The 13321-nt window shown below is 70.6% G+C and carries 14 protein-coding genes; all 14 read right to left on the minus strand.

Features of this window, described 5'->3' with window-relative positions; genetic code table 11:
* Positions 1-13 precede the first annotated feature (13 nt).
* Positions 14-1588: a F0F1 ATP synthase subunit alpha gene (atpA, locus tag E6W39_RS15810; protein ID WP_141634074.1), complete on the minus strand. Its 1575-nt coding sequence runs from the start codon at positions 1586-1588 to the stop codon at positions 14-16.
* Positions 1589-1750: 162 nt separating this feature from the next.
* A complete protein-coding gene (locus E6W39_RS15815) occupies positions 1751-2566 on the minus strand; it encodes a F0F1 ATP synthase subunit delta (RefSeq protein ID WP_101382224.1) in 816 nt (271 codons plus the stop codon).
* Positions 2563-3120, minus strand: a complete 558-nt coding sequence (locus tag E6W39_RS15820) for a F0F1 ATP synthase subunit B (RefSeq protein ID WP_101382223.1) — start codon at positions 3118-3120, stop codon at positions 2563-2565. Before E6W39_RS15820 ends, E6W39_RS15815 begins: the two co-directional genes overlap by 4 nt.
* A gap of 35 nt (positions 3121-3155) precedes the next feature.
* Positions 3156-3401 (minus strand): ATP synthase F0 subunit C, encoded by a 246-nt coding sequence (gene atpE, locus E6W39_RS15825; protein ID WP_101382222.1) that lies wholly within the window; start codon positions 3399-3401, stop codon positions 3156-3158.
* Positions 3402-3483: 82 nt separating this feature from the next.
* The gene (gene atpB / locus E6W39_RS15830; protein ID WP_228718175.1) at positions 3484-4299 is read right to left on the minus strand and encodes a F0F1 ATP synthase subunit A; all 816 of its coding nucleotides are present in this window, start codon (positions 4297-4299) and stop codon (positions 3484-3486) included.
* Between the two features lie 287 nt (positions 4300-4586).
* On the minus strand, positions 4587-5024 hold the full coding sequence (locus E6W39_RS15835) for a hypothetical protein (RefSeq protein WP_141634075.1): 438 nt from the start codon (positions 5022-5024) through the stop codon (positions 4587-4589).
* A gap of 376 nt (positions 5025-5400) precedes the next feature.
* Complete coding sequence (locus E6W39_RS15840; RefSeq protein WP_141634076.1) at positions 5401-6723, minus strand: MraY family glycosyltransferase; 1323 nt, start codon at positions 6721-6723, stop codon at positions 5401-5403.
* Between the two features lie 132 nt (positions 6724-6855).
* Positions 6856-8139, minus strand: a complete 1284-nt coding sequence (locus E6W39_RS15845; protein ID WP_141634077.1) for a serine hydroxymethyltransferase — start codon at positions 8137-8139, stop codon at positions 6856-6858.
* A gap of 38 nt (positions 8140-8177) precedes the next feature.
* Complete coding sequence (locus E6W39_RS15850; RefSeq protein WP_101385263.1) at positions 8178-8840, minus strand: arsenate reductase/protein-tyrosine-phosphatase family protein; 663 nt, start codon at positions 8838-8840, stop codon at positions 8178-8180.
* Between the two features lie 41 nt (positions 8841-8881).
* Positions 8882-9529, minus strand: a complete 648-nt coding sequence (locus E6W39_RS15855) for an L-threonylcarbamoyladenylate synthase (RefSeq protein ID WP_141634078.1) — start codon at positions 9527-9529, stop codon at positions 8882-8884.
* 31 nt (positions 9530-9560) lie between these two features.
* Complete coding sequence (gene prmC / locus E6W39_RS15860; RefSeq protein ID WP_101382216.1) at positions 9561-10427, minus strand: peptide chain release factor N(5)-glutamine methyltransferase; 867 nt, start codon at positions 10425-10427, stop codon at positions 9561-9563.
* Positions 10428-10446: 19 nt separating this feature from the next.
* The gene (gene prfA / locus E6W39_RS15865; protein WP_141634079.1) at positions 10447-11523 is read right to left on the minus strand and encodes a peptide chain release factor 1; all 1077 of its coding nucleotides are present in this window, start codon (positions 11521-11523) and stop codon (positions 10447-10449) included.
* Between the two features lie 122 nt (positions 11524-11645).
* A complete protein-coding gene (gene rpmE / locus E6W39_RS15870) occupies positions 11646-11867 on the minus strand; it encodes a 50S ribosomal protein L31 (RefSeq protein ID WP_101382214.1) in 222 nt (73 codons plus the stop codon).
* Between the two features lie 182 nt (positions 11868-12049).
* Positions 12050-13201, minus strand: a complete 1152-nt coding sequence (locus E6W39_RS15875) for an LCP family protein (protein WP_141634080.1) — start codon at positions 13199-13201, stop codon at positions 12050-12052.
* Positions 13202-13321: the final 120 nt, after the last annotated feature.

Raw genomic sequence — 13321 nt, forward strand, 5'->3', positions numbered from 1 at the left:
CTCGCTACCGGACTCAGGCCTGCTCGCTGAGCAGCTTGCCGTCAGCCGTGGTGAAGCCCAGCTTGAAGGAGTTGATCGCCTCGGTCAGGGCGTCGATGGTGCCGTCCTCAAGCTTGGAGGTCTCGACGATCGCGGCCAGCAGGTTCTTGTGCGAGCCACGCAGGTAGTCGAGGAACTCGCGCTCGAAGCGGCGGATGTCGGCGACCGGGACGTCGTCCAGCTTGCCGGTGGTGCCGGCCCAGATCGAGACGACCTGCTCCTCCACCGGGAACGGCTGGTACTGGCCCTGCTTCAGCAGCTCGACCATGCGGGAACCGCGCTCCAGCTGGGCCTTGGAGGCCGAGTCCAGGTCGGAACCGAAGGCGGCGAACGCCTCCAGCTCGCGGTACTGGGCCAGGTCCAGGCGAAGGCGGCCGGCGACCGACTTCATGGCCTTGATCTGGGCGGAGCCACCGACGCGGGAGACCGAGATACCGACGTTCACGGCCGGGCGGATGCCGGCGTTGAACAGGTCGGACTCCAGGAAGCACTGGCCGTCGGTGATGGAGATGACGTTGGTCGGGATGTACGCCGAGACGTCGTTGGCCTTGGTCTCGATGATCGGCAGACCGGTCATCGAGCCGGCGCCCAGCTCGTCGGAGAGCTTGGCGCAGCGCTCCAGCAGGCGGGAGTGCAGGTAGAAGACGTCGCCCGGGTAGGCCTCGCGGCCCGGCGGACGGCGCAGCAGCAGGGAGACGGAGCGGTAGGCCTCGGCCTGCTTCGACAGGTCGTCGAAGACGATCAGGACGTGCTTGCCGTCGTACATCCAGTGCTGGCCGATGGCCGAACCGGTGTACGGGGCAAGGTACTTGAAGCCCGCCGGGTCAGAGGCAGGAGCCGCCACGATGGTGGTGTACTCCAGCGCGCCGGCCTCCTCCAGGGCGCCGCGCACGGACGCGATGGTGGAGCCCTTCTGGCCGACCGCGACGTAGATGCAGCGGACCTGCTTCTTCGGGTCGCCGGAGGCCCAGTTGTCCTTCTGGTTGATGATCGTGTCGATCGCCACCGCGGTCTTGCCGGTCTGGCGGTCGCCGATGATCAGCTGGCGCTGGCCGCGGCCGATCGGGGTCATCGCGTCGATGGCCTTGATGCCGGTCTGCATCGGCTCGTGCACCGACTTGCGGACCATGACGCCGGGGGCCTGCAGCTCCAGGGCGCGGCGGCCCTCGGAGGCGATCTCACCCAGGCCGTCGATCGGGTTGCCCAGCGGGTCCACCACGCGGCCGAGGTAGCCGTCGCCGACCGGAACCGAGAGGATCTCGCCGGTGCGGCGGACCGTCTGGCCCTCTTCGATGCCGCCGAACTCACCGAGGACGACGACACCGATCTCGCGGTCCTCGAGGTTCAGCGCGAGGCCGAGGGTGCCGTCCTCGAACTTCAGCAGTTCGTTGGCCATGACCGAGGGCAGACCCTCGACATGGGCGATGCCGTCCATCGCGTCAGTGACCGTGCCGACCTCTTCACGCGAGGCGGCGTCCGGCTGGTACGACTGGACAAAGTCGGCCAGCGCGTCCCGGATCTCCTCCGGCCGGATCGTAAGCTCCGCCATCAGGCTTCCCTGCTCTCCTAGGTTGCGTCCTCGGCCCGCCCAAGGAGGGCCGCAAGTATTCGATCCTCGGCCGGTGCTGTTGGACCGGCCGTACGTATGTGCCGGCTGCCCCGTGGGTGGGACCGGCGCCCGACCGAGGGTCGGATGTGCTGTGCGGGTGGCTCAGCCTTCGAGGGCCTGACGAGCGCCCTCGAGGCGGCTCGACACGGTGCCCTCGATGATCTCGTCACCGATCTGCACCCGGACACCGCCGACGACCTCGGGGTCGACGTCGATGTTCAGGAGCACCGCCCGGCCGTACAGCTTGGCCAGCGCGCCGGAGAGGCGCTGCTTCTGGCCGTCGCTGAGCGGCACCGCGGTGGTGACCAGGGCCACCACACGGTCGCGGCGGTCGGCGGCGAGCTTGGCGTAGGACTCCAGGCCCTGTTCCAGGCTACGGCCACGCGGGGTGGTGACCAGCGAGGTGACCAGGCGGACGGTGCCCGGCAGGGCGCGGCCGCCCAGCAGCTTCCGGACCAGCTCCGCCTTGGCGGCGGTGCCGGCCTTCGGCTCGGTCAGACCGGCGCGCAGCTCGTGCGAGCCGCTGACGATCCGCCCGAACCGGAAGAGCTCGTCCTCCATGTCGTCGAGCTTGCCGGCCTTGTCGGCGGCGACCACCTCGGCGTAGGCGGACAGCTGCTCGGTGGCGTCGACCAGGTCGCGCCCACCCGACCAGCGGGACCGGACCAGGCCGGAGACCAGGTCGACGGTCTCACCGGAGACCTGGCCGGACAGCAGCGAGGTGACCAGCGACGCCTTGTCCTGACCGGACCGCGAGGGGTCGGTCAGCACGCGGCGGAGCGAGACCTCGCGGTCGAGCAGCGTGGTGACGGCGCTGAGCTCCTCGGCCAGCTTGCCCGCGTCCACCGAGGTGTTGTCGGTCAGGCTGTCGAGGTTCTCCCGACCGGCACTCAGGGCCTCACGGCTGGCGCCGATCACTTGGCAACCGCCGCGTTGGCAGCGGCCTTGGCCTCCAGCTCGTCCAGGAAGCGGTCGATGACACCGCTCTGCCGCGCGTGGTCCTCGAGGGACTCACCCACGATCCGGGAGGCCAGCTGCGAAGCGAGCGAACCCACGTCCTGGCGCAGGGCGGCGGTCGCCTGCTTCTTGTCGGCCTCGATCTGGGCGTGGCCGGCCGCGATGATGGCCTCGCGCTGGCGCTGGCCCTCCTCGCGCATCTCGGTGATCAGGGCAGCGCCCTGCTCGCGGGACTGCTCGACGATTCGAGCGGCCTCGTGACGCGCCTCAGCGAGATCGGCGCGGTACTGCTCAAGGAGGGCCTGAGCCTCAGCCTGCGCGGCGTCGGCGCGCTCAATGCCGCCCTCGATCATGTCCCGGCGCTCCGCCAGCGTCTTCTCGATGCTGGGGAGGAGCTTCTTGCCGAGCAGACCGAAGACCACGAAGAAGCAGATCAGGCCGATGATGAGCTCAGGCGCCTTGGGGATCAGAGGGTTGAAGTCCTCCGCGGCCAAGTGCATCGCGACGAGCGACATATCTGGACCTTCCGTCTGATGGGTCTACGGCGGGCTTACTTGGGGCCCTGGCCGTAAACGAACGGCATGACGATGCCGATCAGGGCGAGGGCCTCGGTCAGCGCGAAGCCGATGAACATGTTGGAGCGGATCAGGTTGGTGGCCTCGGGCTGGCGAGCCATGGCCTGCACACCGTTGCCGAAGATCAGACCGACGCCGATGCCGGGGCCGATGGCGGCGAGGCCGTAGCCGAGGGAAGCGACGGAGCCGTAGACACCGGTGGCGGCGAGGAGAGCGGACATCTCAGCTAGTCCTTTTCGGGGTAGAGATACCGGTGGTGGTTGGCCACCGGGGGTTCAGGGGCGCAGCCTGGGCTGCGCAGGATCAGTGCGCCTCTTCCAGCGCACCGGCGATGTAGCTGCTGGCCAGGGTCACGAAGATGTAGGCCTGCAGGAACTGCACCAGGAGCTCGAAGCCGGTGAGGGCGAGCGTCACCACGAAGGAGGTGGTGCCGTACAGCGCGCCGATGGTCGGGCTCAGCAGGTACCAGGTCGCGACGGAGAACACCACGATCAGCAGGTGGCCGGCGAACATGTTGGCGAAGGCACGGACCGCGAGCGTGAAGGGCCGGACGAAGATGTTCGAGAAGAACTCGATCGGCACCAGGATGACCATGACCCAGCCGGGCACACCGGACGGCCAGCAGAGGTTCTTCAGACCGCCGACGAAGCCGTGCTTCTTGAAGGTCAGCGACATGTAGGTGATCCAGCACACCAGCGCCAGACCGGCCGGCCAGCCGATGACCGCGGTCACCGGGAACTGCGCCACCGGGATCACGGACATGACGTTCATGATCCAGACGAAGAAGAACAGCGAGACCATCATCGGGACGTACTTCTCGCCCTTTTTGCCGATGTTCTCGTAGACGATCGCGCGCTTGACGAAGTCATAACCGATCTCGCCGACCAGCTGCATCTTGCCCGGCAGCACCTTGGGCTTGGCGAAGGCGACCCAGAAGAAGACGATGATCAGCAGGGCGCAGATGAACGACAGCAGCATCGGCTTGTTGAAGCCGAAGCCGGCGACCGTGAAGATCGGGTGGAACTGGAACTCGTTCAGGCCCGGCGCCGGGAAGCCGCAGCCGGAGAACAGGTGGCAGCCCCCGGAGGCAAGCTGCACGGCGAGCTGGTCAGCACTCACCACGGACTCCTTCGTCGTGACGCATGGTTACGGCAACCTCGGTGTGTCGGCGCGGCACGGGGCCACGGAGCGGCACTGGAACTAGATGGGTTTCTCCTGGACGACCCGGCGCACCGGCGCTTCGTGTCGGCGCGGGATCTGTCAAGACTGCGTGAGCTCGGGGGGCGATCCGTCCGTTGGGCGGAGGGACCAGGCCGCGTCCCGTACTCGATTGTTGCGACGGACGATAGCAGCCTGTCAGGACCGCATAAACACCGCCCCCTCGCCAGGGGGACAGCCAGGGCGACTCACTGTTGACGCCCTGGCTTCGACTGTTCGTCAGGCTTGTCGTCGTCGGTCTGCACGTAGAACTGCTTGGTCTTGAGGTGGGTGCGCACCTGCATGCCGCACCAGACGAAGACGCAGCCGAGCAGGGTGAAGCCGAAGACCTTGGTGTCGAAGAGGCTGGTGTCCTTGAACACCGCCAGCACGATGCCCACCAGCAGGATCTGCGTCGTGTACACCAGCAGCGCCACAGCCATCATCAGCTGCGGGTTGTTCCTGGTCAGGCGGTCGAGGGCGAACTGGCCCGCGCCGAAGAAGACCATGACCAGCACCGCCGCGAAGCCGGCGCCGATGGCGCCCTTGCCCCCTGCCACCGCAGCGGAGATCGCAGTGGCGAGAATGCCGGCGACCGCAGTGGGGATTGCGGCGCCGCGGATGGTCCGGGCGTCGTGGGACGGCATGTCGGCTACTCCGGCGGCATGTCGAGGACAGGGGAGCTCAGGAAAACAGGGGTGGCGCACTGGTGCGGGGACACCGGACCGAGCGAGTCGGCCGCGATACCGGCCGACGAGCGGGCCGGGATCGACCAAACAAACCCACTGCGGGACGGAGGTCCAGCACCACTGGGTCTTTCGGCGCTCTCTCGGTACTCGTGAACGGTATCACAAACTATTTGATGAGAGCTTTACCATGAACGTGTGGTGCCTGTCACACCAGCGGGCTACTCGTGCCGCCGAACGGGTGAGGCAAACAGAGTAAGGGAGTTGACGTCCCATCAGACCCATCCGGCCCACTCCCACCGGGTGCACTGGCACTCCGTCAGCTCCGTCGGCCCCATCAGCTCTGCCGGCGGTCGCCGACGGCGTGCGCGCCGGTGCCCAGGCTCCCGAGCAGCTCCTGATCACGGGCCGACAGCTCGGCCATCGCGCCCTGCTCGGCCTGCGCCGGCGCCTGAGAGGCGGCCGCGGCCTCGGTCCCGGCAGCGGCCCTGCCGCCCCGGCGGTAGCGCGGCGGCACGAACGCCTGCACCGCGCTCGGCGCCTTGGGCCGGAACCACGGCAGCAGCAGCACCACCAGGCCGACCAGGCAGAGCCCGGCGCAGGCCAGCACCACGGCCCGCCCGGTGTTGGTGACCGAGATCCCCACCGTGCCGAAGGCGATCAGCGCCGCCCAGAAGTACATGATCAGCACGGCCCGGCTGTGCGAGTGGCCGATCTCCAGCAGCCGGTGGTGCAGGTGCTTCTTGTCCGCTGCGAACGGCGAGCGGCCCGCCCAGCTGCGGCGCACCACGGCCAGCACCAGGTCGGCCAGCGGCAGCGCGATCACCGCCAGTGGCAGCAGCAGCGGGATGTAGGTCGGCACCAGGATGTGGGTGGCGGCGGTCTGCGAGCCGGCCTGCGCGGTGATCAGGTCGGGGTCGACGCGGCCGGTCACCGAGACCGCGGAGACCGCCAGCATCAGGCCCAGCATCATCGAGCCGGAGTCGCCCATGAAGATCCGGGCCGGGTGCAGGTTGTGCGGCAGGAAGCCCAGGCACATGCCGATCAGCAGCGCGCTGAACAGCACCGAGGGCGCCGCCTCGCTGATCTGGTAGACGTACCAGAGGCGGTAGGAGTACAGGAAGAACGCGATCCCGGCGATGCAGACCATGCCGCCGGCCAGCCCGTCCAGGCCGTCGATGAAGTTGACCGCGTTGACCATCACCACGACCAGCGCGACCGTGATGACCATGCCCAGGGTCGGGCTGAGCGCGACCGGGCCGACACCGGGCACCGGGATCGAGATCACCGTGATGCCCTGGTAGACCATCACACCGGCGGCGATCATCTGCCCGCCAAGCTTCACCAGCGCGTCCACGCCCCACTTGTCGTCGAGCACGCCGAGCACCCACATGATGCCGACCCCGGAGAGCAGCGCCCGGATGTCCGAGGAGTCGCTGAACACCTTGCCGAGGCCGTGCAGCTGGGAGGCGACCAGCAGGCCCGCGCAGAGCCCGCCGAACATCGCGATGCCGCCGAGCCGCGGGGTCGGCTCCCGGTGCACGTCACGGGCCCGGACCGCCGGCATCGCCCCGGCCATGATGGCGAACTTCCGCACCGGGCCGGTCAGCAGGTAGGTGACGGCCGCGGTGCAGAACAGCACCAGCAGATACTCACGCACCGCCGTCCTCCTTCCGTGCGCACGACCGGGTGCGTACGGGAGCTGCTCCCGCACGGGCAAGGGGTTCGAGGTGCGTCGCCACGGCACCCACCTTATTGAGTCGGACGAGCGCGGTGTGCACCGCGGTTCGCTCTAGCGCCCGGCATTCCCCGGGAATGCGCGGGCCAGCTCCCGCACCCGGGCCGCCACCGGGTCCGGCTCGGCGCCCGCGATCAGGCCCCCGACCAGCGCACCCGCCTCGGCGAGCTCGGCCGGCCCCATGCCGAGCGCGGCGCAGCAGCCGGTGCCCAGCCGGATCCCGGAGGTCTCGACGGCCGGTGCCGGATCGAACGGCACCGCGCACTTGCCGAGCATCAGGCCGACCGCCGCGCAGCGCCGCTCGGCCTGGGAGCCGGTCATGCCGAGCGCGCCGATGTCGGCCACCACCAGGTGGGTGTCGGTGCCGCCGGTCAGCGGCCGGGCCCCGGTCTCGGCCAGGGCGCCGGCCAGGGCGCGTGCGCCGTCCACCGCGCGCCGGATGTACGCGCCGAACTCCGGAGTGGCCGCCTGCGCGAACGCGACCGCCTTGGCCGCCACCTCGTTCATCGCGGCCCCGCCCTGGCTGAACGGGAAGACCGCCCGGTCGATCCGCTCGGCCAGCTCCCCGGTGCAGAGCAGCAGCCCGCCGCGCGGCCCGCGCAGCAGCTTGTGGGTGGCGGCCACCACCACGTCGGCGTACGGCACCGGGGAGGGCGCGGCGCCGGCCGCGATCAGTCCGGTGGTCTGGCCGGCGGCGGCGATCAGGTAGGCGTCCACCTCGTCGGCGATCTCCCGGAAGGCCGCCCAGTCCGGATGCCGCGGGTAGGAGATGCCGCCGGCCACGATCGCCTTCGGCCGGTGCGCCTTGGCCAGCTCGCGCACCTGGTCCAGGTCGATCCGGCCGTCCTCCTCGCGGACCCCGTAGCCGATGAAGTCGAACCAGCGGCCGGAGAAGTTGGCCCGGGAGCCGCAGGAGAGGTGCCCGCCGTGCTCCAGCGACATCGCCAGCACCGCGTCGCCCGGCCGCAGCAGCGCCGCACAGGTCGCCAGCATCGCCGAAGTCCCGGACCGGGCTTGGACGTTGGCGTGCTCGGCGGCGAACAGGGTGCGGGCCCGGGAGACGGCGAGCAGCTCGGTGGCGTCGGCCACGGCGCAGCCGGTGTGGTGGCGGTGGCCCGGGTAGCCCTCGGCGTACTTGTCGACCAGCGGTCCGGCCAGGGCGGCCAGTACCGCCTCGGTCGCCAGGTTCTCCCCCGCCAGCAGCTGCAGCCCGCCGGCTCGCCGCTCGGCCTCGGCCGCCAGCAGGTCGGCCACTTCGGGATCGGCGGTGCGCAGGGCCTCAGCGGGCTCCCAGTGACGGTGGTCGACGAAACCGTGCGCGGCATCGGTGAGGGTCATGGCGGCGCTCCGGGGCTACTGGGCTGGTGGAGCCCAGCCTAGGACCGTGCGCCGTGGCTGTCCTGGGGGCGCGGACCGGGTACGCCCGTCAGGGCGGTCAGCACCGGGTCGAGCGCGTCGAATATCTCCTCGCCGCAGTGCCGGAACATGCCGATCGGCGCGCCGTAGGGGTCGTCCACCTCGTCCGTGACCGGGTCCGCGGACGGCCGCCAGCCGCGCAGTGCGGCCGCCGCCCGGACCAGCGCCCGGGCCCGCTCGGTCACCTCGGCGCCCTGACCGACGGCCGGCAGGGTGGCCGCGTCTATCAGCTGCACCAGCCGGGTGAACTCCTTGAGCGTGAAGGTGCGCAGGCCCGCGGCGTGGCCCATGGAGATCACCTGGGCCCGGTGGTCCAGGGTGGCGGTCAGCACCAGGTCGGCCTCGACCACGTGCTCGTCCAGCAGCTCGCGGCCGGCGAAGTTGCCGCTGTCCACGCCGTACTCGTCGAGCACGGTGGCGGCGTGCGCCTCCATCGGGGCGCCCTCGTGGCCCCAGGTGCCGGCGCTCTCCACGACGATCCGGCCGGCCGCCCGCCAGTCCAGACGGGTGTCCAGCTCATGCCGGGTCAGCCGCTCGGCGATCGGCGAGCGGCAGATGTTGCCGGTGCAGACGAAGAGGATCTTGAAGTTGTCCGCGGTGCGCGGCGGCAGGGCGCGGCGCACCGCCGGGCGGGCGTGCGCCGGGCCGGGGTGGAGCGAGGCCGTCAACTGCCGGCCTCCAGGTCGGGGACGACCTCCCTCAGCTGCTCCAGGCTGACCGCACCGGCCCGCAGCAGCACCGGGGTCTTCCCGGTGACGTCGACGATCGAGGAGGCCTGCCCGTGCTCGGTCCTGCCGCCGTCCAGGTAGACCGCCACCGAGTCGCCCAGCTGGTACTCGGCGTCCTCGCAGTCGGCGGGGGCCGGCTGGCCGGACTTGTTGGCGCTGGAGACGGCCAGCGGGCCGGTGGTGTTGAGCAGCTCGATGGCGACCGGGTGCAGCGGCATCCGGACCGCGACGGTGCCGCGGGTCTCGCCCAGGTCCCAGCGCAGCGACGGCTGGTGACGGGCCACCAGGGTCAGGCCGCCCGGCCAGAAGGCGTCGACCAGCTCCCAGGCCTTCTCGGAGAAGTCGGTGACCAGGCCGTGCAGCGTGGTCGGGGAGCCGACCAGCACCGGGGAGGGCATGTGGCGGCCGCGGCCCTTGGCGGCGAACAGGGCGGCCACCGCGTCGGCGTTGAAGGCGTCCGCGGCGATCCCGTAGACCGTGTCGGTCGGCACGACGACCACGTCGCCGCGGCGGATCGCCGAGGCGGCCTCACGCAGACCGGTGGCGCGGTCGCCGGCGTCGGCGCAGTCGTAACGGCGGCTCATCGGAGCACTCTCCTCTTCGAATTACAGCGGCTTACAGCGACGTCTTGCGAGCGGTGGTGAACCTTGGCCTGCCGTTGAGATCCCGGTGGTCGGCCGTGTCCGTCCAGCCGCCCTCCTCATTGAAGATCCACGGCACCTGCCCGCCCTGGGTGTCGGCGTGCTCGATCACCACCGCGCCGCCGGGCCGCAGCAGCCGGGCCGCCACCCGCTCGATGCCGCGGATGGTGTCCAGGCCGTCCTCGCCGGAGAAGAGCGACATCTGCGGGTCGTGGTCCCGGGCCTCCGGCGCCACGTACTCCCACTCGGTGAGCGGGATGTACGGCGGGTTGCTGATCACCAGGTCGAACCGGCCGTTCCAGGACGGATCGTCGGCGAAGGCCTTGGTGGCGTCCCCGGCGTGCAGGGTGACCCGGTCCCGGTCGCCGCTGGCCGCGATGTTGCGCCGGGTGTACTGCATCGCGCCCTCGTCCATCTCGAAGGCGTGCACGATGGAACGCGGCAGCTCCTGGGCCAGGGCGAGCGCGATGGCGCCGGAGCCCGTGCACAGGTCGACCACCAGCGGCTCGGCCACGTCCATCTCGCGGACGGCCTCTATGGCCCACTCCACCACGCTCTCGGTCTCCGGCCGGGGCACGAAGACCCCGGGGCCGACCTCCAGCTCCAGGTAGCGGAAGAACGCCCGCCCGGTGATGTGCTGCAGCGGCTCGCGCGCCTCCCGGCGCGACACCGCCTCCCAGTACCGGGCGTCGAAGTCGGCGTCCTGCACGGTGTGCAGCTGGCTGCGCTTGACGTGGTGGATGTGCGCCGCCAGCTCCTCCGCGTCGAAGCGCGGCGACGGCACTCCGGCCGCGGCCAACCGCTGGGTGGCTTGGGCCACCTCGGCGAGCAGCAGGTTCATCCGACCCGACCCCTCAGTCTCAGTTCTCCTGGGCGGCGGCCAGCTTGGCCGCCGCGTCGGCGTCGACCGCCGACTGGATCAGCGCGCCCAGATCGCCGTCCAGCACCTGGTCCAGGTTGTACGCCTTGAAGCCGGTGCGATGGTCGGAGATGCGGTTCTCCGGGAAGTTGTAGGTCCGGATCCGCTCCGAGCGGTCGACCGTGCGGACCTGGCTGCGCCGGGCGTCCGAGGCCTCCTGCTCGGCCGCCTCCTGCGCCGCGGCCAGCAGCCGGGACCGCAGGATGCGCATCGCCTGCTCCTTGTTCTGCAGCTGGCTCTTCTCGTTCTGGCAGGACGCCACGATACCGGTCGGCAGGTGGGTGATCCGGACCGCCGAGTCGGTGGTGTTGACCGACTGGCCGCCCGGGCCGGACGAACGGTAGACGTCGATCCGCAGGTCGTTGTTGTTGACCTCGACCTCGACCTCCTCGGCCTCCGGGGTGACCAGCACGCCCGCCGCCGAGGTGTGGATGCGGCCCTGCGACTCGGTCGCGGGCACCCGCTGCACCCGGTGCACGCCGCCCTCGTACTTCAGCCGGGCCCAGACGCCCTGGCCGGGCTCGGAGGCGCCCTTGGTCTTCACGGCCACCGAGACGTCCTTGTAGCCGCCGAGGTCGGACTCGTTGGAGTCGATGAGCTCGGTCTTCCAGCCCACCCGCTCGGCGAACCGCAGGTACATCCGCAGCAGGTCGCCGGCGAACAGCGCGGACTCCTCGCCGCCCTCGCCCGCCTTGATCTCCAGGATCACGTCCTTGTCGTCGCTGGGGTCGCGCGGCACCAGCAGCAGCCGCAGCTCCTCGGTCAGCTCGGCCTGGCGCTTCTCGGCGGCCTTGGCCTCGGCCAGGAAGCCGGGGTCCTCGGCGGCGAACTCGCGGGCCGCCTCGATGTCCTCGCCGGCCTGCCTCCAGGCGCGGTAGGTGCGGGTGATCGGGGTGAGCTCGGCGTAGCGCTTGGACAGCTTGCGCGCGTTGGCCTGGTCCGCGTGGACGGACGGGTCGGCAAGCCGCTCTTCGAGGGCGGCGTGCTCGACGAGGAGCTCTTCGACTGCCTCGAACATGGGGGCCTACTTTCCCGGGAGAACGTGGATGACTGAGGAGGACGGACGGGCAGACGCGAACGGCGCCGGTCCCCGACGCCCCCGTGGATACGGGGACGCCGGAGACCGGCGCCGCGTGAGCGCTAGGCCTTCGCGCTGTGCTGCTTGCCGAAGCGGGCCTCGAAGCGGGCCACGCGGCCACCGGTGTCGAGGATCTTCTGCTTGCCGGTGTAGAAGGGGTGGCACTGCGAGCACACCTCGGCGCGGATGACGCCGGAGGGCTCGGTGGAGCGAGTGGTGAACTCGGCGCCACAGGTGCAGGTCACGTTGGTGACCACATACGTGGGGTGAACGTCGCGCTTCAAGGGGATCTCCTAGGTTTCGGGAGGGCACCGGGTCGGCGGCAGGGAAGCCGCTCGTGAACCGGGACCGACGGACCAGTGTGCCAGCACCGGCCGCTTCTTCCCAAACCGGCCGGGTGCTCCAGAAATTCCGCGGGCCCCGATCAGGAGCCGCGGCCAGGAGCCGCGGCGCCCCAACCCGGCGGCTAGCGGCTCCCGGTGGCGCTGGGCGCCGGGCTGGGAGCCGCACTCGGGCTCGCCGGGGCGGTCGGATCGGCCGGGTTCGCCGGCTGGCTGCTGACGACCTGGGCCGGGGCCGGCCGGTCGGCCCGCAGCGCGGCCCAGAGCTGGTCGGCGTCGGGCGCCTTGGCCACCACCCGGTTGGGGTCGGTGGGCGCGGGCAGCACCGGCAGCGTGACCATGGTCAGCTGGTCGGTCCCTATCGCCTTCAGCTCCTCCCCCAGCCCGGTCAGCGCCGAGACCGAGGCCAGCGCGGAGTCGGTGGTGATCGACTTGGTCAGGGTGTCGCCGACCGAGTACAGCTTGACCGGGTTGCCGAACAGCCCGATCGACGAGACCTGCTTGACGATCGACTTCACCATCTGCTTCTGCAGCTCGATCCGGCCCAGGTCGCTGCCGTCGCCGACGCCGTGCCGGGTGCGCACGAAGGCCAGCGCCTGGGTGCCGTTGAGGTGGTTGGTGCCGGCCGGCAGGTTCAGTCCGCTGTCCTTGTCGTGGATGTTGACCGTGGTGGTGACGGTGGCACCGCCGATCGCGTCGATGAAGCTCGCGAAACCGCTGAAGTCGATCTCCACGAAGTGGTTCATCCGCATCCCGGTCAGCTGCTCGGTGGTCTTCACCGCGCAGGCCGCCCCGCCCGTCTCGAACGCGCTGTTGTACATCACGCCCTTCGCGGCCGGCACCGTGCTGCCGTTCTTGGCGGTGCAGGCGGGCCGGGAGACCAGGGTGTCGCGCGGGATGGAGACCACGGTGGCGCTCTTGTGGTCCTGGGCGACGTGCACCACCATCGCGGTGTCGGAGCGGGCGGTGCCGTCGGTGTTGCCGCCGGCCAGCGAGCTGTTGGAGCCGGCCCGCGAGTCGGAGCCGAGCACCAGCACGTTGAACGAGCCGTCGCTGGGCGCGCTGGGGCGGTTGGTGCCCAGCTGGGCGTCGATGTCGACGCTCTTGATGTTGCCGTTCAGCTTCCAGTACGCGTAGCCCGCCGCGCCGCCGCCGACCAGCACCAGGCCGGCCGCCGTGAACGCACCGGCCCGCAGCAGCTTGGACCTGCGGCTGCACACCTTGCGGTGCCGGCGCGCGGGCCGGGAGTTCTCGTTCTGCTGCTGCGATTCGGACATCTTTTGAGCATATGCGAGCGTATGTCCGGTTCGCGTAACAGCCGTGCGGCGCACCGGAACGCCGAGGGCCGCCCGGCCTGTCGCCCCTCGGGAATCCTTGGGTCGACGGGCCGGGCGGCC

This window comes from Kitasatospora acidiphila, assembly GCF_006636205.1.
GTDB classification, from domain to species: Bacteria; Actinomycetota; Actinomycetes; order Streptomycetales; family Streptomycetaceae; genus Kitasatospora; species Kitasatospora acidiphila.

Bases quoted from the DNA above. Each gene is read 5' to 3' on its own strand.
- E6W39_RS15855 (WP_141634078.1), bottom strand. From the start codon at position 9,529: ATGAGCCGCCGTTACGACTGCGCCGACGCCGGCGACCGCGCCACCGGT.
- prfA (WP_141634079.1), bottom strand. From the start codon at position 11,523: ATGTTCGAGGCAGTCGAAGAGCTCCTCGTCGAGCACGCCGCCCTCGAA.
- E6W39_RS15875 (WP_141634080.1), bottom strand. From the start codon at position 13,201: ATGTCCGAATCGCAGCAGCAGAACGAGAACTCCCGGCCCGCGCGCCGG.
- prmC (WP_101382216.1), bottom strand. From the start codon at position 10,427: ATGAACCTGCTGCTCGCCGAGGTGGCCCAAGCCACCCAGCGGTTGGCC.
- atpE (WP_101382222.1), bottom strand. From the start codon at position 3,401: ATGTCCGCTCTCCTCGCCGCCACCGGTGTCTACGGCTCCGTCGCTTCC.
- E6W39_RS15820 (WP_101382223.1), bottom strand. From the start codon at position 3,120: ATGTCGCTCGTCGCGATGCACTTGGCCGCGGAGGACTTCAACCCTCTG.
- atpA (WP_141634074.1), bottom strand. From the start codon at position 1,588: ATGGCGGAGCTTACGATCCGGCCGGAGGAGATCCGGGACGCGCTGGCC.
- E6W39_RS15845 (WP_141634077.1), bottom strand. From the start codon at position 8,139: ATGACCCTCACCGATGCCGCGCACGGTTTCGTCGACCACCGTCACTGG.
- E6W39_RS15835 (WP_141634075.1), bottom strand. From the start codon at position 5,024: ATGCCGTCCCACGACGCCCGGACCATCCGCGGCGCCGCAATCCCCACT.